Source organism: Nocardiopsis listeri NBRC 13360 (assembly GCF_001570765.1).
In the GTDB taxonomy this organism is placed as follows: domain Bacteria; phylum Actinomycetota; class Actinomycetes; order Streptosporangiales; family Streptosporangiaceae; genus Nocardiopsis; species Nocardiopsis listeri.
Genome location: NZ_BCSH01000007.1, coordinates 44,662 through 62,940, shown reverse-complemented (window position 1 = coordinate 62,940; position 18,279 = coordinate 44,662). Strand labels below are relative to the sequence as shown.

Sequence of the window (18,279 nt, the reverse complement as noted above, 5' to 3'; positions counted from 1 at the left end):
GTGTGGGCACCGCGCTTCCCCACGGTGCCCACTGCTGGGACCTCTCAACCGCGCTGTCGGGCGGGGTCTCCTTGCCAGATCGGCATCTGCTGGTACAGCTGTGCCTGCTCGGCCGCGATCTCGTCGTCCTGGCGGTCCCGCACGCACTTGGCCAGGGTGAACGCGGACGTGATCACGAACAGCACGCTCATGCCCAGGAAGGCGCGCATCCACAGGTCGACGGGCAAGAAGATGATTCCGGCACCGACACCGACGGTGGACACCGCGAAGGCGATGATCGACTGGAGGTAGAACTGTGAGGTGGACCGGGGTTGAGGGAGGGGTGTGTTCATGCCTTCATGGTGCGCGAACACCCGACTGCCGGGCTTGAGTACGCCTACTCAAAACCCGGACCCGATCGCTCGGCCCGGCTTCTGCGTGCGATCGGGCACGAAGGCCGACAGGTCCAGGCCCGGGTCCTCCCCCATCGCCGGCCGCGCGGCCACCGTCCCCTGGAACGGCCCGAAGGTCAGCCCCTGAGAGCCCAGCCCGGTGGCCACCACCACACCGGGCAGCCGTTCGATCGACCCCGACAACTGCACTCCATCGTGGGTGCCCGGACGGAACCCCACCCGGGTCCGGACCACGGTCGCCTCGGCCAATTCCAGGGCCGTGGACAGATTGCTCAGCAGCCCCGAGGCCGTCGCCCGGTGGTCGAACCCCGCCTCGGGCTCCCAGGTGTCGGCGGTGATCACCCGGTCGGGGGCGGCGGCGCTCACGAAGTAGTCGCGTTCTCCGAACCGCACCACCGGCCAGGCGCGGGTGCTGTGCCCGGGAAGGGCGAAGTGCGTCGACTGACCGCGTACCGGACGCACGCCCACCCGCACCCCGCTCGCCGTCAGCTCCTCGGATCCCACCTGCGGCACCTCCCCGGGTTTCCGAGGAACGGGGCCTGACGGTGCTCGAACGGTAACCCCCCGTGGTTGACAAAACGGCTAGGCGTGGGCGCGGCGGTGAGCGGCCACACGTGCGCGGGTGGCGCAGCGGCGGGAACAGAACCGTCGCGCGCCGCCGTGCGCGGTGTCGACGAACACCCGCTCGCACGCGTGCGCGGCGCACACTCCGCCTGGGTGGCGTTGGCGTTCGCTGATCAGGCGGGCCAGGAACAGGCCGGTGGAGGCCACGAACCATTCGTCCCAGGGAGCTTCGTCGTCGCTGTCCACGTGCAGGTGCCAGGGGTGGGTGCCGTCGTGGTCGGACAGTCGGGGCGGGTGTGTTTCCCGGGCGAGTAGGACGTTGACGCGTCGGGCGGCCTGGTCCAGGGTCGGAGCGGCCAGGACATTGCGCAGTTCGACGGCGACCTCGCGCAGAGCGCTGACGTCCTCCGAGGTCAGATCCGGGTCGGTCTCGCCGTGTGCGGTGAACAGGTCGGCGATCCGCTTCGTGTCCACGTCCTCCTCGGCCAGTGCGTTGAGCAGGTCGGTGGTGCGTTCGGCCAGTGCACGGGTGGAACCCACCGGGTGGGGTGCTGTGGTCATGCCTCCAAGGTAACGCCCATGGTGTGTTCACTGGTTACTTCGTAGCGTCTTGTGCATGAGTGACCGTTACGCTCTGGTGCGTTACCTGTGCGGTGCGGCCGCCGCCCGCACCGGCGACGAGGCCTCCGGGCCGGCCCTTCTGTTGTTGGGGGTGGCCGTCACGGGGAGCGCCACCACCGGTTCGGCCCTGCTCGCGGGGGTCACCGCCACCGCGGCGATCGGCGGGCCCGCGGTGGGGGTGCTGCTGGACCGTGCCGTGCGCCCGGGCCGGCTGCTCTCCGCCATCTTGGCGTTGAACGCGTTGGGGCTGATCGCCCTCGCCCTGTTCCTGGAACCCCTGCCGTTCGCACCGGTGTTGGCCTTGGCCTTGGTCGTGGGACTGCTGGGTCCGGCCCTGTCGGGAGGATGGACCGCCCAGCTGCCGCGCCTGGTGGCCCCCACCCACCTGGCACGGGCCAACGCCTTGGACGCGATGACCTTCAGCACCGCATCCCTGCTCGGTCCGGCGCTGGCCGGAACGGTGGCGTTGGGAGCGGGCAGCGGCTTCGCTATCGCGGTCGCGGTGGCCCTCATCGCCCTGGCCGCCCCGGTGGCCTGGTCCCTGCCCGCCCGGAGCACACCGCCCGTGCCGTCCCCCCTGCTCACCGACCTGGTCGCGGGGGCGCGCGTGGTCCTGGGCAACCGGGCGCTGTTGCGCGTCACCGTGGTCTCCACAGTCTCCATCGCCGGGACCGGGGTGTTGGTGGTGGCCGCTCCGCTGTTGGGGGAACGCTCTTTGGGCGGGGCGGCCCAGGGCGCGATGTCGTTGTCGGTGATGGCGGTGTGCTCGCTGGTCGCCAACTTGGCGTTGGCCCGTCGCCCGGCCCGGCTCGCCCCGGACTCGATGGTGCCGCTGTGCGTTCTGGTGCAGGCGGTGGGCGTGGTGGGGGCCATGGTTGCTCCCTCCGCGCCGTGGCTGCTGCTCGCGGTAGCGGTGGTGGGTGCCGCGGAGGGGCCTCAGTTGACCGCTCTGTTCACGGTCCGTCACCGGGAGGCCCCCGAGCGCCTGCGCACCCAGGTGTTCACCACCGCGGCGAGCCTGAAGGTGAGCGCCTTCGCCGTCGGCGCCGCGTCGGCCGGCCCCCTGGCCGACCACTCCCTGACGCTCTGTCTGGTCTTGGCGGTGGCACTACAGGTCACCGCGGCCCTGGCACACCTGCTCCTGAGCCGCCCCCGCCCCACACCGAATCCCCTCAGGGTGGAGGACGGTTCCTGACCGCCACTGCCGGCACACTCAAGACATGAAGTCGACCTCGGCCCGACTGCTCCAACTCCTGTCCCTGCTCCAGACCCGCAAGGACTGGCCCGGCAACGACCTGGCCGAACGCCTGGCGGTGAGTCCGCGGACCGTGCGCCGCGACGTGGACCGACTGCGCGAGCTGGGTTATCCCATCCACGCCATCATGGGTACCGGCGGCGGATACCAACTCGGTGCCGGCGCCTCCCTGCCCCCGCTGCTGTTGGACGACGACGAGGCCGTGGCGGTCGCGGTGGGGCTGCGCACCGCCGCCCAGGGTGGGGTCTCGGGGATCGAGGAGACCTCGGTGCGCGCCCTGGCCAAGCTCTTGCAGGTCCTGCCCTCCCGGCTGCGTCGCCGAGTGGACGCGCTGGGCACCTTCACCGTGCCGATGCCCTCCGAAGGCCCCACCGTGGACGCCGACATCCTGGCCTTGGTGGCGGCCACCTGCCGGGACAGTGAACGGCTGCGATTCGACTACGAGAGCCACCAGGGCGCTCTGAGCCGACGGATGGTGGAACCGCACCGCCTGGTCTCGCGGGGGCGGCGCTGGTACCTGGTGGCCTGGGACACCACGCGGGAGGACTGGCGGACCTTCCGGGTGGATCGGATGCGTCCCCTGACCCCCACCGGCCCCAGGGTGCCCCCTCGCGATCCGCCCGGCCGGGGAGTGGCCTCCTACCTGGCCGAACGGATGAACCTGCACATGTGGCCGGTCAAGGCGAGGGTGCGACTGGAGATGCCGGCACAGGAGGCCCTGCGCGGTCGGGCCGCTCACTACGGCCCCATCGAGGCCGTGGACGAACACTCCTGTGTGCTGCTGTGCGCCGGTGAGGACATGGTCGCCATGGCCTGCTACCTGGCGATGTTGGACGTGGACATGGAGGTCGAGGAACCCGACGAGCTACGTGAGGCGATGGCCCACCTGGGCGGGCGCCTGCTGCGCACCGCCGGAGAGGACCGAACACCGAGGAACTGAGTCCTTCGGCCCGCGGGCTAGGGCCCATCGCGGTGTGTTATCGCTGAGGATCCGACCCTCGACGTGGAGGCGCCCGTGTCCGAGAACCCACCCGGCGAACCCGAACCCTCCCCAGCCGTACTGCGGGCCGTGGAACTGGCCGGGCGTGAGGCCATGGCCCTGCGTCATCCGTTCCTCGGCACCGAACACCTGGTCATCGGAGTGGCCGGTCAGGCGGAGGAGACGGGGCGGCGCACCGCCCTGGAACCGGCCCCGCACCTGCTGCGACGCGAGGTCGTGCGCGCCATCGCACCCGGTGGGGCCACTTGCGCGCAGGCCCCGACCTTCACCCCGCGGGTGCGCACGGTGTTGCGCCTGGCACGAGAGGAGGCCCGGCGCCGAGGACGACCACACCTGGGCCTCCACCACCTGGTGTGGGCTCTGGTCCGGGTCGAGGAGGGCACGGCCCTGCGTGTGCTGCGGGCACTGGACGTGGACCTGCCCGAGGCACGAGAGCGCACTCGTGTCCTCCTGGACGGGGAGACGCTCGGTTGAGTCCCTGAGTGCTCCTACCCGTCGATACCGGGTAGGAGCACCGATGTAGGGCCCCGTCATCCATCCCTGGGTTCTGGGAATGGACCGCTTCGGCATCCTCCTCATCGGCCACACCGCCATGGTCGTGCACCACCCGTTCTGCGCCTACGTCGTCTTCGGCGGCTTCCTGTCGCTGCGGTGGCCGCGCATGGTCTGGCCGCACCTGTTCGTGGTCGCCTACGCCCTGGGCATCGTCACCATCGGCCGGCCGTGCTTCCCGACCGACATCGAGAACCGGTCCAGGGAGCCCTGTCCCGATAGCCGGGGAAACCTCCGAATGATGGAACCCGACCCCCGAAACCTCCCTAGGCGCTACGTTGAGGAGTCGTTCGCTTTCGAAGAGTAATGAAAGTAGGGCTTCCGCGTGCCCGAACAGACCCGAACCATCAACCAGGACCTGCGTGACCTCGGTGCTCCCCCCACCGTTCGACCTCTGGTCAACGGCTACCAGGTCGCCCGCTGGGACACCCCCGCCGAGCTCACCGGGCCCGGTCGCCACAGGATGCTGACGCTCCTGCGCGACCTGGCCGCCCGGTCCTTCGGCGCCGACCACTCCGACTACTGGCATGCCCGGGACGACTCCGGGTTCTTCGACCAGATCTCCTGCCTGGCCCTGATCCTGGACCCGGCCGGCACACCCGTGGGCTGGGGCGGCTACCACCGGCACCGTTTCGCCTCACGCCGCGCCCTGTACCTGGACGCCGCGGGCGTGGTTCCCGCTCACCGCAGGTTCGGACTCTCCAGCGCCCTGATGACCCACTTCCTGACCCGTGAGCTCATCGCCCGCCCCTGGGGCAACACCTACGTCGTCCTGCGCACCCGCCACCCGGCCGTCTACTCCGGTTGGCGCAAGGGGTTGGGGCGGACCCGTGTGCACCCCCGACGCGACCGACCCGTGCCCGCCATGATCGCCCGCATCGCCACCGACGCCGCCCGCTGGCTCGGTGACGGTCCTCGCCTGGACCCTCGCACCCTGCTGGTGCGCGACGCCTACCGCATGTTCGAAGGATGCGTCTACGGTGTCGCCCCGCGCAGCGGCCACGTCGACCTGGACACCTACTTCGCCGAACAGGTGGGGCCCAAGGACGCCGTGTTGATGGTGGTGCGCATGAGCGCCCTACCCCTGGCCGGCATCCTGCTGGGCCGCTACCTGGGCGGCCTTTCCCCCGCACCCACCGGCGGCCGGCCCCTACGTGGGGCGGCCCCGGCGAGGTCGACCGTTCAGGCCACCCCCACCGGGACCGGAGCCTTCGGACTCATCCCAGGGGGACGGCCTTGACCGTGGGTCGGGTGTAGGTCAGGGCGCCCATGTCACGGACCTGGTCCATGATCCCGGCCAGGCTCAGGCTCTCCGACCACGGCATTCGTGGACTCTCCCGATCCCCCGCGGCGATCCTGCGCGCGACCTCCTCGGCCTCGTACTCATAGCCGTTGGCGCGGAAGGGCCGGTGGAATCGTTCGGGTTCGTGACCATCCCGATGCAGGACCAGGTCGGTTCCGGCCCAGAACCGTTCGATCTCGAGCCATCCGCCCGTACCGGAGAGCACCGCCCGGCCCGGCAGTGCGCTACGCGAGGCGCACTCCACCGTGGCGCTCACCCCGTCCTCGCCACGTACCAACAAGGTCGTGTGCACGTCCACCATGCGATCCGGTGAAAGTCGTCGGGTCGCCCCCACCACGGTCAGCTCACCCAGGTACTGGGAGGCCAACGCCAATGGGTAGATCCCCAGGTCGAGCAGGGCACCACCGCCAAGATCGGCGTTGAACAACCGGTGATCGGGGTCGTAGGGGGCATTGATCCCGAAGTCCGCCGAGAGCGCGCCCAGCTCCCCGATGGCGCCCTCGGCCACCAGGGTGCGCGCCAACTCGTGCACGGGCAGGTAACGCGTCCACATCGCCTCCATCAGGAAGCGGTCGTTGGTCTTTGCGGCGGCCACCATCTCGGTGACCTGCAGGGCGTTCATCGCCATGGGCTTTTCCACCAGCACGTGCTTGCCGGCGTGGAGCATCTGCAACGTGACCGTGTGGTGCCAGGGGTGGGGGGTGGCCACGTAGACCACGTCGACCTCGGGGTCCTCGGCCAATGACTCATAGCTCGCGTGGCGGTGGGGGATGTCCCAGGCGGACCCGAATTCCTCGGCGCGTTCGGCGGTCCGGGAACCCACCGCCACGACCCTTGCGGAGGGGACGGCCCGAAGGCCCTCCAGGAAGGCGTGGGCGATGCCTCCGGTACCGACCACGCCCCAGCGTGGGCCACCGTTGTGTTGTGTCATGAAGACATCCTAAAAACACGGTCTTCTCCGGGGCCGGGCGGGGAAGGTATTCGGTTTCCGTGCCCGGAAAACATACGGTGGCCGGGCAAGGAACGTGAACGGAGGAGGAATGTCGTCCACACTCGCCCGGAAGTTGGGGGTAGGGGCCGGGGACCGGTTGCTCGTCCTCAACGCGCCCGAACGTTATCTGCGTCTGCTGGAACCCCCGCCCGACGTCCACATCGACCTGGGGGTGATCGAGGGCGTGGACTACGATCACGTGCACCTGTTCGCCCTCGATCGGGGCACGGTGGACCGTGAGGGGCCGGCGGTGTCGGACCTGGTGGGCCCCGCCACCCGGTGGTGGGTGTGCTTCCCCCAACGCGGCGGCACCATCATCACCGACCTGACCGCGGACAAGGGTTGGGACACCCTCACCGACGCAGGGTGGCGCCCCACGGCCCGGGAACCGATCGACTCGGACTGGGCGGCGTTGCGTTTCGAACGCCGAACCAGGGAGTGAGCCGTCCCGGGCCCGGGTCAGGGGCCCGGCCTCCTAACGACCCACCCGCACCGAACCGCTGGTGGTGTTCACCTCGATACGACTGTCGGACTCCGGTGCGGTGTCCACGTCGAACTCACGGTCGCCGGAGGTGGACTCCCCACCGATCTCGTAGGTTCCCGCCGGCACGCTCGCCTCGACACCGCCGCTGACGGTCTCCACCTCCATCAGTTCGAAGGGGGTATCGGTGGTGATCTCCACTCCGCCGGAGGTGGTGTCGGCCTCCAAGGTGGTGAACCCGCCACCCAGTTCCAGGGAGCCGCTCACCGACTCGGCCACGACCTCCTCGGCGGTGAAGTCCTCCACGTCCACGCTCCCGGAGGTGGTGGACACCTCCAACCGCTCTCCTTCACCGCCGGCCTCGATGTCACCGCTGACGTTGTGGGCCCGAACCGAACCGGTGATGTCGGACAGGGAGATCGTGCCCGAGGTGGCCTCGACATCGACCGACCCCTCATGGTCGAAGACCTCGATCGCCCCGCTGACGGAGTTCACCGACAGCTCCGACGCCAGGTCGCGCACCTCCACGTTCCCACTGTTGTTCTCCAAAGCGACCGTGACGTCCTCGGGTACCTGGATGGTGTAGTCGATGGAGCAGGCCGAAAAGAGCGGGAATCCTCCGCAGCGGCCATCGACGTCCAGGCCGTCACCGCCCTCGTCGATGCGCTCGATCGGTTCGGACAGCGGCCCTCCCCGAAGGGTGCGTTCGATGACGATCTCGTCGCCCTCGGCGGCACCGACCTCGATGTGCCCACCGGTGTGGTTGTTCACGTTCAGTGTGCTCGCACCGTCGAAGGAGTCGGTCCTGTCGCTTTGATGGGCCACCACGTTGCCCAGCACGGACAACCCGGTGAGCACCACCAGGACCACCACGAGCACTCCGCCCAGGAGCATCCACGGGCCCCACCGGAACCGCCTCGGTTCCTTGCTGGACGAGGCGTACAGACCCCGTGCCCTGAAAGTCACGTCGTTCTCCTTCCGGAAGGCTCGGCCCTCCTTGATGTGGTCGGTCGGTCCCGGGCCGAACCGCGCAGATAGCGCAGCACCGCCAACACCCTGCGGTGGTCGTGGTCGTCCCGGCCCAGGTCGAGCTTGAGGAAGATGGAGCGGATGTGTTTCTCCACCGCTCGTTCTGTGATGGTGAGCCGGTCGGCGATGCCCGCGTTGTTGACCCCCTCGGCCATCACCTCCAGCACCTCGGTCTCGCGCGGGGTGAGCCGTTCCAGGGAGCGGTCACGGTTGCCGCTGAGCAACTGGGACACCACCTCGGGGTCGATCGCGGCCCCGCCGTCGGCGACCCGGCGCAGTACCTCGGTGAACTCCTCGATGTCGGCCACCCGGTCCTTGAGCAGATAACCGACCTTGAACGCGCCCGCTCCGAGCAGGTCGGCGGCATAGCGGCTGACCACGTGCTGGGACAGCAACAGCACCGCCACCTCCGGATGGGAGCGACGGATCCTCACCGCGGCCTGGATGCCCTCCTCGGAGTAGGTGGGCGGCATACGAATGTCCACCAGGCACAGGTCCACGTTCGGGTGTGCCTCAACCGCGCCGATGAGCGCGTCGGCGTCGCCCACCGAGTCCACCACCTCCACCCCGGCGTCCTCCAACAGCCGGGCCATCCCGCTGCGCAGCAGCACCGAGTCCTCGGCGATGATCACTCGGGGCCCACTTCGCACGGTCTCTTCAGCGCTCACGGTCAGGCCTCCCATGGGATGTGTGCGGTCAGGACGGTTCCTCCACCCTCGGGGCTGTGCACTGTCAGGACCCCGTCGACGGCGTCCACCCGGTCCCACAACCCGTACAGGCCGGTGCCCGCCTCGGGGTCGGCGCCACCCACGCCGTCGTCGGTGACGGTCAGACGCAGGGAATCACCGTGTCGATCCGCGATCCGCTCCAGCGTCACCCGAACCTGGCCGGCGCGGGCGTGCTTGGCGACGTTGGTCAGCGCTTCGCTGACCACGTAGTAGGCGACCCCTTCGGCACGGGAGGAGGGACGCTCCTCCAGTTCCAGGTCGAGCCGGACCGGTACGGGTGAGCGGCCCGCCGCCACCGGCAGGGCCGCGCCCAGACCGTGATCGGTCAGCACCCGCGGATGCAACCCCCGGGCGACCTGGCGCAACTCGGTCATGACCTCCTTGGACTCGCGTTGGGCCTCGGCGATGAGATCGCGCGCCCCCTCGGGGTCCCGGGTCAGCCGGGTGCGGGCCCGGGTGAGGGTCAACGTCAAGGCCAGCAGGCGCTGTTGGGCACCGTCGTGCAGGTCGCGTTCGATGCGTCGGCGCTCGGCCTCGGCCACGTCGACCATGCGTTGGCGGCTGTCCTGGACGTGCAGCAGACGGCGCCGCATGCGCACCTCGGGTGCGTCGAAGAGCAGGGTGCGCAGCAGTAGGACCTCGGAGGAGACCACCAGGCGTGCGATGCGCAGACCCACCAGGACCGCGACCGGGCCCGACAACACCAGCACGAGTGGGCCGAGCAGGTCGACCGGGGTGGCGCCCCGAGCCAGCACGTACACGATCCCGAACAGGGAACCCAACGCGGCGGCTCCCCCGCACACCACCAGCACCGCCACCAGTCCACCGGCCAGGAGACCATGCAGCCCGGCGACGGTGCTGTAGACCACCATCGACCACGCCTCGGGGCCGAACACGGTGGCCAGGCCGCGCGCCCAGCGGCCGGAATCGGCCAGTGGGTCGGGAGGTCTGGTCTCCACGATGCCGAACACGTTGGCCAGTCGGGAGCGCTGGGTGTAGCAGGCCAGCCGGGACAGCACGATGGCCATGGCGGGGAACACCACCATGAACAGCACGACGTCCACCAGCAGGTGGCCCGGGACGAGTTCCGGGGGGAAGCCGCCCAGGGGAACGTAGAGCCGCAACCCCAGCCAGGTCGCCGCGGTCACCAGCAACACCGCCGGGACCAGGTAGAACAGCGCCAAGGCCAAGGAGGTCATCAGGTGCAGGACCTCGACCAGGCGGACCCGCCAGGTGTCGCTGCGGGTCTCGTGGAGGAAGGGCACGGTGATGGCGGCGCCCGGCCTCGCCGTACCGCCCGTGCCCGTCCGCTTCGTCCCCGTGCCGCTCACAAGGACCAATCTAGGTTCGCGGACCCCCACGGCACGAGGTCCTCAGCACGAGAGTGACCGGTGGTGCCAGCACTACCCGGCCGGATGCGGGACCATACCCAGGGCATCGCCGTCAGGGCGTCGGACAATGGTGGGAAAGGGGAGCACGTGGAGCGCGAGCGCGACATCGCCGGGGACCTCGAGGGACCGGATTCCCTCTTGGCCCCGGTCCTTGAGGACATCGCCGGGATCAACATGTTCTTCGCGTTGGAGACGCACGGCCCCGAACAGGGGTGGGTGGCGGCGCTGGGCGGTGGACTGTCCCAAGAGCTCCTGATAGCAGAGGTGGAGGCCGTACGGGGCCGGCTGGCCGCGCCCTTCGGTGGCGGGACCGAGGACGTGGAGTGGCGGGTGGGCGCCTCCCTGTTCCACCAGGGCCTGGCCTCACGGCTGCTGTCCCCGGTACTGGCCGCGGCCCTGTGCCACGGGGTGCGCCTGGACCCGTGGCGGTTGTTCGTGCGTCCGGGCGGGCCGATGGTCGTGCGCACCACCGAGATCCATGCCGGGCCCTTGGCCTCACGGTCCCCACGGGAGATCGCCCGGGGCCCGGTCGAAGAAACGGTGACGGGTCTGGAAGGGGTCGCCGCCGCGCTGGGACGGGTGGGCGGTATCGCGCCGGGGTTGTTGCGCGGCAACACCGCGGCGGCCCTGGCCGGCGCCGCCCGTTCCCTGGGGAGCGCCCGCCCCGAACACCACGAAAGCGCCGAACGGGTGGTGCGCACACTGCTGTCAGGTCCCTGCCTGAAGGGCACCGGAACCTACGTCGGGACCGAGGAGCGGGGCCGTGCGGGTTTTCGACGCACCACCTGTTGCCTGTACCACCGCATCCCCGAGGGCGGGCTGTGCGGAGACTGCGCTTTGTGGTCCTGACCGGCGCCTTGGCACCTTCGACGCCGCGGCGGGGCTGAGACGGCTCTCTTTGGGCACCAATGGGGTGTGACCTCTGAGAGCGGCGGCCCCGGTGATTTCCCCCGACCCCGGCCGAACCGCGACAACCTGTGGGGACCCCTGGCCTGCGCGGCGGCGTCCGCCGTACTCGCCCCCGTCCTGGCCCTGTGCCTGCTGATGGTGCCGGCCCTGTTCGCCTTCGCCGGGGTCACCCGGGGATTGGGCGAGGTGTGGCCGTTGGCGCTCGCGGTGGCCGCCATCGCCTTCCTGCTGCTGTGGGGTTACAGCCGGCTCCTGCGTTTCCTGGGTGAGGGCTCCCCCTGGCCGGTGGCCGTGGCGAGCCTGGCGCTCGGGGTCGTTCTGGGGGTGCTCTACCGTCCCGGCTCGCTGGGCTACACCGACTGGGTCCAGATCCCCACGGTGTTGTGGGCCTTCTTGGTGGTGTGGCTGCGCCTGACCGGACGGATCCGATGGCGGCGCACCACCCCGACCGAAGCCGCCTGAACCCCGGAGCTTCCCCAAACCGCCCTTCCAACGCCGGTTAGGGGTAACGTCGAGGTGGTTCAGGGATGTTCGGGGAGGTTGGTGTGGCCCAGCAGTACTACTCAGTGGACCAGGTCGCGGAGCTGTTGGGTCTGCACGTGAAGACCGTGCGCGCCTACGTGCGCGAAGGACGGCTGGCGGCCACCCGAATCGGTAAGCAGTATCGGATCCACCGCAAGGACCTGACCGAGTTCACCGGCGGGGATCCCGAACAGGACGAGACCGGCAACGGCGGCCCCCGCGCGGAGGTGTCCACGGTCATGCAGGTGGAGGAGGTGGACCGCACGATGGCCGATCGGATCAGCACGCTGATCACCTCCGCCACCACCGGGGCCTCCGGGAGTGGAACCCCGGCCCAGTCCCAGGTGGTGTACGACCCCGAACGGTCCCGTCTACGTGTGGTCTTGGTCGGAGGTCTGGAGGAGACGAGCAGAATGCTGGACTTCGTCCGCGCCCTGGTCGGGGAGGACCACGCCTGAGCACCTCTGGTGGAGATGGTCGTCTCCACCAGACCTGGAGGGGTGGGGAACCTCCCCCGCAGTTGCGACGAAGGACGGCACGCGATGGCTCGTTACACCCATGGCCAACACCCCACGGTGACCGGCTCCTACCTTTGGCGCGACGCCGAGAACTCCGCCGGTTACGCGCTGGCCGAGATGCTCCCGGGGCGTTCCCTGCTGGACGTGGGCTGTGGTCCGGGAAGCATCACCCTGGACCTGGCTCGACGTGTGGCGCCCGGTTCGGTCACCGCAGTGGACGCCTCCGCCGAGGCCGTCGACCAGGCCCGTGCCCTGGCCGAGAAGGAGGACGTCACGGGCATCGACTTCCGTGTCGGCGACGTCCACGAGCTGGATCTGCCCGACGACTCCTTCGACCTGGTCCACGCCCACCAGGTCCTACAGCACGTGGCCGACCCGGTGCGTGCCCTGGCCGAGATGGGCAGGGTGACCCGCCCCGGTGGAATCGTGGCGGCCTGTGACAGCGACTATTCGGGCATGTACTGGTATCCGTTGCTGCCCGAACTGGACGCGTGGATGGACCTGTACCAGGCGGTGGCGCGCGCCAACGGCGGCGAGCCCGAGGCCGGGCGGCGCATGCACGCCTGGGCGCGCGCCGCCGGGTTCGAGGACATCACCTACGTGTCCGAGGTGTGGAACCACTCGGCCCCCGACCGTCGCGCCTGGTGGGGGCGCATGTGGTCGCGGCGGATCCTGGAGTCGGATCTGGCCCGTCAGGCCGTGGACGAGGGGTTCGCCACCCGTACCGATCTGGAGGAGATATCCCAGGGGTGGAGGCGCTGGAGCGAGCACCCCGACGGGGTGTTCGTCGTCCCTCGCGGCGCCGTCCTGTGCCGGGTGTCCGAGGAGACCTTCGGCGGCCCGACCCGACCGCGGTGCCAAGAGCGGTAGTCCCGTTCCGGTTCCGGCCGGCGACGGGACAACGCCGGCGCGAAGTCCTTGCCCCGGCCCCCATGGTCGTTGCACACGTGAGCGATGATCTTGGGCCCGGGGGCTCGGGGCGCGGTGGCGTCACCACACAGGAAGCGCAAGGAAGCGAACGTAGGGGGCATGCTCGCAGGCCAACGAACGGGTACGACACCGTGAAGGAATGCCGGCCGCGCCCTACTGTGGCGGTATAGCGTCGAGGAATCGTCTTCGCGGGCACCGTCGTCCCCACCGGAGGAAACATGTCCGATTTGCCGATCGGTTACTGGCTCAAACACCTGGACCGGCTCATCGAGAGCGACCTGGACCGGGTGCTGGCCGCGGACTCGCTGGTGCGCCGCCAATGGCAGGTGCTCAGCTCACTGCACCGCGAACCCGCCACCCTGTTGGAGTTGGACCAGCGGCTCCTCCCATTCCTGGAGGAGGGCGAGGAGACCGTCGGGCCGGCGGTGGAGGCACTGCGACGACGCGGCTGGGTCGGCGGCCTGGTCTCGGTGGAACTCACCGAGGAGGGCACGCGCGCCCACGATGCGTTGTTGGAACGTGTCCGGAGCACCCGCGCCCGGCTGACCGCCGGGATCAGCGATCAGGAGTACCGCGCCACCGTCGACGTGCTGGAGCGGATGTCGGCCAACCTGGAACAGGACTGAATCCGTTCGGGGACCGGCTCAAAGAGGCAGTTCGCGGGTGAGCTCGACGAAGGCCAGGTCGTCGCGCTTGGGCAACCCGAACTCCTCGTTCCCGTAGGGGAAGGGTTCGGTCTTGCCGGTGTTGGTGTAGCCGCGCCGCTCGTACCAGGCGATGAGCTCGGGGCGTTGCTTGAGCACCTTCATCCGCATCAGTCGGCTGCCCCACTCGCGCACGGCCATCTGCTCGGCCTGGGCCAGCACGATGCGCCCCAGGCCGGCGCCCTGAAGGTCCGGGCTGACCGAGAACATCCCGAAGTAGGCCCCGTTGACCCCGCGCTGCAGTTCACAGCAGGTGACGATTCCGTCCTGGGTCTCTCCCACCAGGACCAGGGTGTTGCTGCGGGCGAGCAGTTCGCCCATGCCTTGGGCGTCCATTCGCTGGCCGTCGAGCAGGTCGGCCTCGGTGGTCCAGCCCTGTTTGGAGCCCTCACCGCGATAGCAGGAGTTGACCAGATCGACCAGGGCGGGCACGTCGGCCTGCGTCGCAGACCGAAAGTCGATTCGGCCCGCCGCGGCGAACGCGTCCTGGGCGTTCGGGATGGTGGTCACGCGCTCTTCCCCCTTGTGTCCGTTCCGTCCCACAGTATGCCTCTCGTCACGGTGTGGTGTGTACTCGGTCCCCCTCCCCGGAAGGTGGCCGGACGGATGCGATGTGGGCCAGGAAGGACCGTAGGCGGGCGAGGGCCATCTGCGGATCGACCTGCTCGGGGTTGGTCATCAACTGCAGGGACAGCCCGTCGATGAAGGTGTGCAGAAACTCCGACCAGCTCTCCAACCAGGGGTCGGGATGCGCCGGCCCGGGGTCCTCGGGGGGTTCGATCCCGCCCAGGGCGGCGACCAGCCGCCGGTAGAGCCTGCGCTGCTGATGCCAGCGGTGTTCGATCTTGGGATCGAGGTAGTCGGGATCGCCGGTGGCCTGCCAGGCCCGGTACTCGGCCCGTCGGGCCTGGTCCAGGGGCAGCATCTGTTCGACGAAACCCATTACGCGGTCCACCAGGGACATCTCGGGATCGAGGGAACGGGCGTGCTCTTCGAGGCGTTCGGTGACCCGCTCCTCGGACAGGTCGATCGCGTAGGTGAGCAGCTCTTCGCGGGTCTGGAAGTAGTGGCGCAGGGCGCCGGTGGACAGGCCCGCCTCGGCGGCGACGCTGCGGATGGAGACCGCCTGGGGTCCGGACTCGGCGATCACCCTCCACAGGGCCTCGGCCAGGGCGCGGCGACGTTCTTCATGGTCGACGATCTTCGGCACACTTCCTTTTTAGCACAGACGTGTTATTTTATTTATCACAGCCGTGTGAAAAAGGAGGAAGCATGCCGCCCCTGGACGTACTCATACCGGTCGCCGGCCTGGCGCTGCTGGACACCCTGAGCCCCACCACCCTGGGAGTCTCACTCTTCGTACTGCTCAGCGGAGCCCGCGACATCGCCAGACCGCTCTTCACCTACCTGGGCACGGTCGCCCTGTTCTACTTCGTGCTGGGCTGCGCGATCATGCTCGGCCTGGGAGCCGCGCTGTCCCACCTGTCCCACCTGACCGACAGTCCCGCGACGGGCTGGTTCATGGTGGCCCTCGGTGGAGCCCTGTTCGCCTATTCCTGGGTGATGCCCACCAGGAAACGCGCCCCGCGTCGCCCCGCCACCCTGCGCACCACCACCATGATCGGCCTGGGCCTGGCCACCGGCCTGCTGGAGGCCGGTACCGCCTTCCCCTACCTGGGCGCGATCGGCATCATGGGCACCGCCGGGCTCACCGCCACCACCTGGGCGCCGATGCTGGCCGGCTACAACCTGATGATGGTGCTGCCGCCCGTTCTGCTCTATGTGGGCCACCGGCTCTTCGGTGAACGCCTGCGCCCGCGCCTGGACCACTGGCGCGAGAAGATCGATTCCGGCTCCCGCGAGGCGATGTCCTGGATCATCGGCATCGTCGGCGTGATCCTGGTGCTCAACGGCCTGCAGTCGACCGGCTTGGACGACCTGCTCGGCACCCGATGACTGTGTGGAGGGGACCCACCGCAACCGCCCGGGTGCCCACGCCCGGTGGTACCGGCCCCACCACGCTTACTCACCCTGACCACCCTGACACCGAGCGCCGCCGCGCGTAGCGTCGAGACCATGAGAACGCCCCCCTTCGTGCGCATGGTCCGTGACACCCGCTACCTGCTACTGGGCCTGCCCTTGGCGGTGGTCTCCTTCAGCCTGGTCCTGACCGGCCTCGTCGTCGGCGCCGGCACCTCGGTGCTCTTCGTGGGGCTGTTCCTGCTCTCGGGCACCCTGCTCTCGGCCCGGGGGCCCGCGCACCTGGAACGCATGCGCCTGTCCGACCTGCACGGACGAGCCGTGGTGCGCCTGCCCTACCGCCCGTCCCCCGCGGACGCGGGCCCCATACGCCACCTGCTCAACCCCCTGACCTGCGCGCGCAGTTGGATGGACGCCCTGCACGCGATCGTGGGCCTGCCCCTGGCCCTGGTCGGATTCGTCCTGGCGGTGCTGTGGTGGTCCCTGGCGCTGGGCGGTCTGCTCTACCCGCTCTGGGGATGGTCGCTCCACCTCATCCCCGGCTACACCGACGTGGGCAGCCACCTGCTTCCGGACAACCCGGCGTTGGCCACCCTGGTGGTGTACATGGTCGGCGGGGCCCTGTTCGCCCTCACCCTGCCGATGGCGCTACGCGTCCTGGCCGCAACGAACTCGGCCCTGGCCCGGATGTTGCTGCTGGCCCCCGAAGAGATCAGCGCGCGTGTGCTCACCACCGGGAACACCACCGTCCCGGCCCCTGAGGAGTTCGATCGGGAACGCCACTACGTCTCGCTGCGCTGACCCCGCCGGTGTGCCCCGGGCGGTGATCGACGGTGACGGCCTCCATGGGTTTTGAAGGGGTTTCTGAAGAGCTGGAGTGCGCTCTGGGGCTCGTCCAGCATGGCCTTCCGAGAACGAAGGTTTTTAAAAGTTCGCCCAGCCCAGGAACCGGCCCCGCAGTCGAGTGAGGTCTTCCTCGGCGACTCCTGCTTCCAGGAGATAGGTTCGCGCGTCCAGGTCCTCGATGACGCCAAGGATGCTGCCTCGTAGCGTCAGACCACGGTCGGCCAGCAAGGACTCGATCACCGGACCTTGGTCGTTCTCACCCATCGCAGCGAAGAGAGGGCGGAGTGCGATGGTGGACAGTTCGTAGTCATCGGCTATCGCCTCGGCCTCGACCTCGGCCAGAGAGAGCAGCAGCAAAGTGACCAGGCCGGTGCGATCGCGTCCGGCCCCACAGTGGAACAAGACGCCACCGGGCTCGGACTCAGCCAGAGCGGTGATCGTCGCCGCGCACCGTTCGGCTTTGCGTTCGAGGAAGGGCTGAAAGTAGAGCGGGCTTCCGTTCAGCTGCCTGTCGTTGATGTCCTTCCAGAACTCGACGTCTTCGACGTGGTCCAAGGGCACTTCCAGATGCCCCACTTCCGGGGGGAGGGGTGTTGGGGCCGATTCTGCGGGGAACGAGGCGGAGCCTCCTTGGTTCGTCAAGTCGTGACTCGGAGTCGGCCGAATCTCTTCCGGGTTGCGCAGGTCCACGACAGTGCGTACACCGGCGACACAGGCTTCCCGCCACCCCTCGGCGGTGACGAAACGCAGGTCAGCGGATCTGATAAAGGCCCCGGGGCGGGTGGTCTGGCCGTGGCGGGTGGGAAGACCACCGAGGTCACGGGCGTTAAAGAAGCCCTCCCAGGTGATCTGTCTGCTCTCGCTCATGAACCCAGGGATACTTACCCCCGCAGAAGAAGGAAAGTTCCTTGGTCACTTTCCGGTCAATTCACCGGTTCGCTGACAGTCACGATGGCACCGGCCGAAGCCGCCGTCTGACGGCACCGAGAACGGGCGCGGTGAGACGAGCGCCCCGGCGCTCGGGGCCGACCACCAAGGCGGAGGTCCTTTCGGGGGCGCCGCTGAATCTCGTAGTCTGCGCCGCCCGAAAAACCCCCGATCAACGCCCCTCGTGGGACCGCTTCCATATGGTCCCGGGCCGACCTCCGGGGCGAGTGTCGTCATGAGCACAGCCCAGGTCTGGGTTTCGTGCCACACCGATGACTTCGTCGAGCCGGTCACGCACGGAGAGCAGGTCGGTGATCCGCTGGTCGATGAGCGCGCGTTCGTCCACCAACCGCTCCAACAGGGCGGGGGAAGCCTCGGTCTCACCCGAGTCCACGCACGGCAGTACCTCTCGGACGGTGGCACTCGCCAGGCCCGCGGCGTACAGCCGCTGAATCAACCTGACGCGTTCGACGGCGGATTCGGGATACCTCCGCCGGCCACCGGCGGCGCGGTCGGCGACGAGCAGATGCTGTTCCTCGTAGTAGCGCAGAGCCCTCACGCTCACCCCCGCCTGCTCGGCGACCTCACCGATCCGCACCTGTCCTCCTCCGGCCGGGAGACGGTCCCGGCTCGCCG

The 18,279-nt window shown here is 69.3% G+C and carries 23 protein-coding genes and 1 pseudogene; 13 read left to right on the top strand and 11 right to left on the bottom strand.

The window, feature by feature from the left end:
- Positions 1-44 precede the first annotated feature (44 nt).
- From NLI01S_RS02865 to NLI01S_RS02855, 3 genes and pseudogenes are all read right to left on the bottom strand, one after another.
- Entirely contained in the window at positions 45-332 is a 288-nt protein-coding gene (locus NLI01S_RS02865) for a YiaA/YiaB family inner membrane protein (protein WP_067598641.1), read from the bottom strand.
- A 48-nt stretch (positions 333-380) separates the two neighbouring features.
- A pseudogene (locus NLI01S_RS02860) lies at positions 381-869 on the bottom strand (NAD(P)/FAD-dependent oxidoreductase); the annotation flags it as partial.
- A 105-nt stretch (positions 870-974) separates the two neighbouring features.
- Entirely contained in the window at positions 975-1,517 is a 543-nt protein-coding gene (locus NLI01S_RS02855) for a CGNR zinc finger domain-containing protein (protein ID WP_067598639.1), read from the bottom strand.
- Positions 1,518-1,572: 55 nt separating this feature from the next.
- Between NLI01S_RS02855 and NLI01S_RS02850 the strand changes: the two genes are divergently transcribed.
- The 5 genes from NLI01S_RS02850 to NLI01S_RS02830 all read left to right on the top strand — a co-directional run bounded on the left by NLI01S_RS02850 (position 1,573) and on the right by NLI01S_RS02830 (position 5,624).
- A complete protein-coding gene (locus NLI01S_RS02850; protein WP_067598636.1) occupies positions 1,573-2,772 on the top strand; it encodes an MFS transporter in 1,200 nt (399 codons plus the stop codon).
- A gap of 25 nt (positions 2,773-2,797) precedes the next feature.
- Entirely contained in the window at positions 2,798-3,772 is a 975-nt protein-coding gene (locus NLI01S_RS02845) for a helix-turn-helix transcriptional regulator (protein WP_067598633.1), read from the top strand.
- Positions 3,773-3,847: 75 nt separating this feature from the next.
- Complete coding sequence (locus NLI01S_RS02840; RefSeq protein ID WP_157090928.1) at positions 3,848-4,306, top strand: Clp protease N-terminal domain-containing protein; 459 nt, start codon at positions 3,848-3,850, stop codon at positions 4,304-4,306.
- Between the two features lie 79 nt (positions 4,307-4,385).
- Positions 4,386-4,691, top strand: a complete 306-nt coding sequence (locus NLI01S_RS02835; protein ID WP_084392264.1) for a DUF2784 domain-containing protein — start codon at positions 4,386-4,388, stop codon at positions 4,689-4,691.
- 18 nt (positions 4,692-4,709) lie between these two features.
- Complete coding sequence (locus NLI01S_RS02830) at positions 4,710-5,624, top strand: GNAT family N-acetyltransferase (RefSeq protein WP_067598627.1); 915 nt, start codon at positions 4,710-4,712, stop codon at positions 5,622-5,624.
- Here the strand turns inward: NLI01S_RS02830 and NLI01S_RS02825 are convergent.
- Positions 5,602-6,618, bottom strand: coding sequence for a Gfo/Idh/MocA family protein (locus tag NLI01S_RS02825; protein WP_067598624.1), 1,017 nt, complete (start codon positions 6,616-6,618; stop codon positions 5,602-5,604). The two genes, NLI01S_RS02830 and NLI01S_RS02825, sit on opposite strands and share 23 nt — an antisense overlap.
- A gap of 109 nt (positions 6,619-6,727) precedes the next feature.
- Between NLI01S_RS02825 and NLI01S_RS02820 the strand changes: the two genes are divergently transcribed.
- On the top strand, positions 6,728-7,120 hold the full coding sequence (locus NLI01S_RS02820; RefSeq protein ID WP_067598622.1) for a hypothetical protein: 393 nt from the start codon (positions 6,728-6,730) through the stop codon (positions 7,118-7,120).
- A gap of 33 nt (positions 7,121-7,153) precedes the next feature.
- Here the strand turns inward: NLI01S_RS02820 and NLI01S_RS02815 are convergent, their stop codons facing one another.
- The 3 genes from NLI01S_RS02815 to NLI01S_RS02805 are packed head-to-tail and all read right to left on the bottom strand — an operon-like array spanning position 7,154 to position 10,247.
- Positions 7,154-8,125, bottom strand: coding sequence for a DUF4097 family beta strand repeat-containing protein (locus NLI01S_RS02815; RefSeq protein WP_223809084.1), 972 nt, complete (start codon positions 8,123-8,125; stop codon positions 7,154-7,156).
- Positions 8,122-8,871 (bottom strand): response regulator transcription factor, encoded by a 750-nt coding sequence (locus NLI01S_RS02810; protein WP_067598616.1) that lies wholly within the window; start codon positions 8,869-8,871, stop codon positions 8,122-8,124. Before NLI01S_RS02810 ends, NLI01S_RS02815 begins: the two co-directional genes overlap by 4 nt.
- Positions 8,859-10,247 (bottom strand): sensor histidine kinase, encoded by a 1,389-nt coding sequence (locus NLI01S_RS02805; protein WP_371850599.1) that lies wholly within the window; start codon positions 10,245-10,247, stop codon positions 8,859-8,861. Before NLI01S_RS02805 ends, NLI01S_RS02810 begins: the two co-directional genes overlap by 13 nt.
- A 147-nt stretch (positions 10,248-10,394) precedes the next feature.
- Between NLI01S_RS02805 and NLI01S_RS02800 the strand changes: the two genes are divergently transcribed.
- From NLI01S_RS02800 to NLI01S_RS02780, 5 genes are all read left to right on the top strand, one after another.
- Entirely contained in the window at positions 10,395-11,156 is a 762-nt protein-coding gene (locus NLI01S_RS02800; protein WP_223809083.1) for a (2Fe-2S)-binding protein, read from the top strand.
- A gap of 66 nt (positions 11,157-11,222) precedes the next feature.
- Complete coding sequence (locus tag NLI01S_RS02795; RefSeq protein ID WP_067598613.1) at positions 11,223-11,678, top strand: hypothetical protein; 456 nt, start codon at positions 11,223-11,225, stop codon at positions 11,676-11,678.
- A gap of 65 nt (positions 11,679-11,743) precedes the next feature.
- Complete coding sequence (locus NLI01S_RS02790) at positions 11,744-12,196, top strand: helix-turn-helix domain-containing protein (RefSeq protein ID WP_223809082.1); 453 nt, start codon at positions 11,744-11,746, stop codon at positions 12,194-12,196.
- Positions 12,197-12,280: 84 nt separating this feature from the next.
- Positions 12,281-13,126 (top strand): class I SAM-dependent methyltransferase, encoded by an 846-nt coding sequence (locus NLI01S_RS02785; RefSeq protein ID WP_067598610.1) that lies wholly within the window; start codon positions 12,281-12,283, stop codon positions 13,124-13,126.
- Positions 13,127-13,404: 278 nt separating this feature from the next.
- The gene (locus tag NLI01S_RS02780; protein WP_067598607.1) at positions 13,405-13,812 is read left to right on the top strand and encodes a MarR family winged helix-turn-helix transcriptional regulator; all 408 of its coding nucleotides are present in this window, start codon (positions 13,405-13,407) and stop codon (positions 13,810-13,812) included.
- 18 nt (positions 13,813-13,830) lie between these two features.
- Here NLI01S_RS02780 and NLI01S_RS02775 read toward each other — a convergent pair whose 3' ends face one another.
- Both NLI01S_RS02775 and NLI01S_RS02770 read right to left on the bottom strand, forming a co-directional pair.
- Positions 13,831-14,400 carry a GNAT family N-acetyltransferase gene (locus tag NLI01S_RS02775; protein ID WP_067598920.1) on the bottom strand — a complete coding sequence of 190 codons (570 nt, stop codon included), beginning with the start codon at positions 14,398-14,400 and terminating at the stop codon, positions 13,831-13,833.
- 46 nt (positions 14,401-14,446) lie between these two features.
- Positions 14,447-15,100, bottom strand: coding sequence for a TetR/AcrR family transcriptional regulator (locus tag NLI01S_RS02770; RefSeq protein WP_067598604.1), 654 nt, complete (start codon positions 15,098-15,100; stop codon positions 14,447-14,449).
- Between the two features lie 62 nt (positions 15,101-15,162).
- Here NLI01S_RS02770 and NLI01S_RS02765 point away from each other — a divergent pair, with 62 nt between their 5' ends.
- Both NLI01S_RS02765 and NLI01S_RS02760 read left to right on the top strand, forming a co-directional pair.
- On the top strand, positions 15,163-15,846 hold the full coding sequence (locus NLI01S_RS02765) for a GAP family protein (RefSeq protein WP_067598601.1): 684 nt from the start codon (positions 15,163-15,165) through the stop codon (positions 15,844-15,846).
- Positions 15,847-15,966: 120 nt separating this feature from the next.
- Complete coding sequence (locus NLI01S_RS02760) at positions 15,967-16,671, top strand: sensor domain-containing protein (RefSeq protein WP_067598598.1); 705 nt, start codon at positions 15,967-15,969, stop codon at positions 16,669-16,671.
- A 123-nt stretch (positions 16,672-16,794) separates the two neighbouring features.
- Here NLI01S_RS02760 and NLI01S_RS02755 read toward each other — a convergent pair whose 3' ends face one another.
- Positions 16,795-17,583 (bottom strand): tyrosine-protein phosphatase, encoded by a 789-nt coding sequence (locus tag NLI01S_RS02755; RefSeq protein WP_067598595.1) that lies wholly within the window; start codon positions 17,581-17,583, stop codon positions 16,795-16,797.
- Between the two features lie 232 nt (positions 17,584-17,815).
- Positions 17,816-18,241 carry a MerR family transcriptional regulator gene (locus NLI01S_RS02750; RefSeq protein WP_067598591.1) on the bottom strand — a complete coding sequence of 142 codons (426 nt, stop codon included), beginning with the start codon at positions 18,239-18,241 and terminating at the stop codon, positions 17,816-17,818.
- Positions 18,242-18,279: the final 38 nt, after the last annotated feature.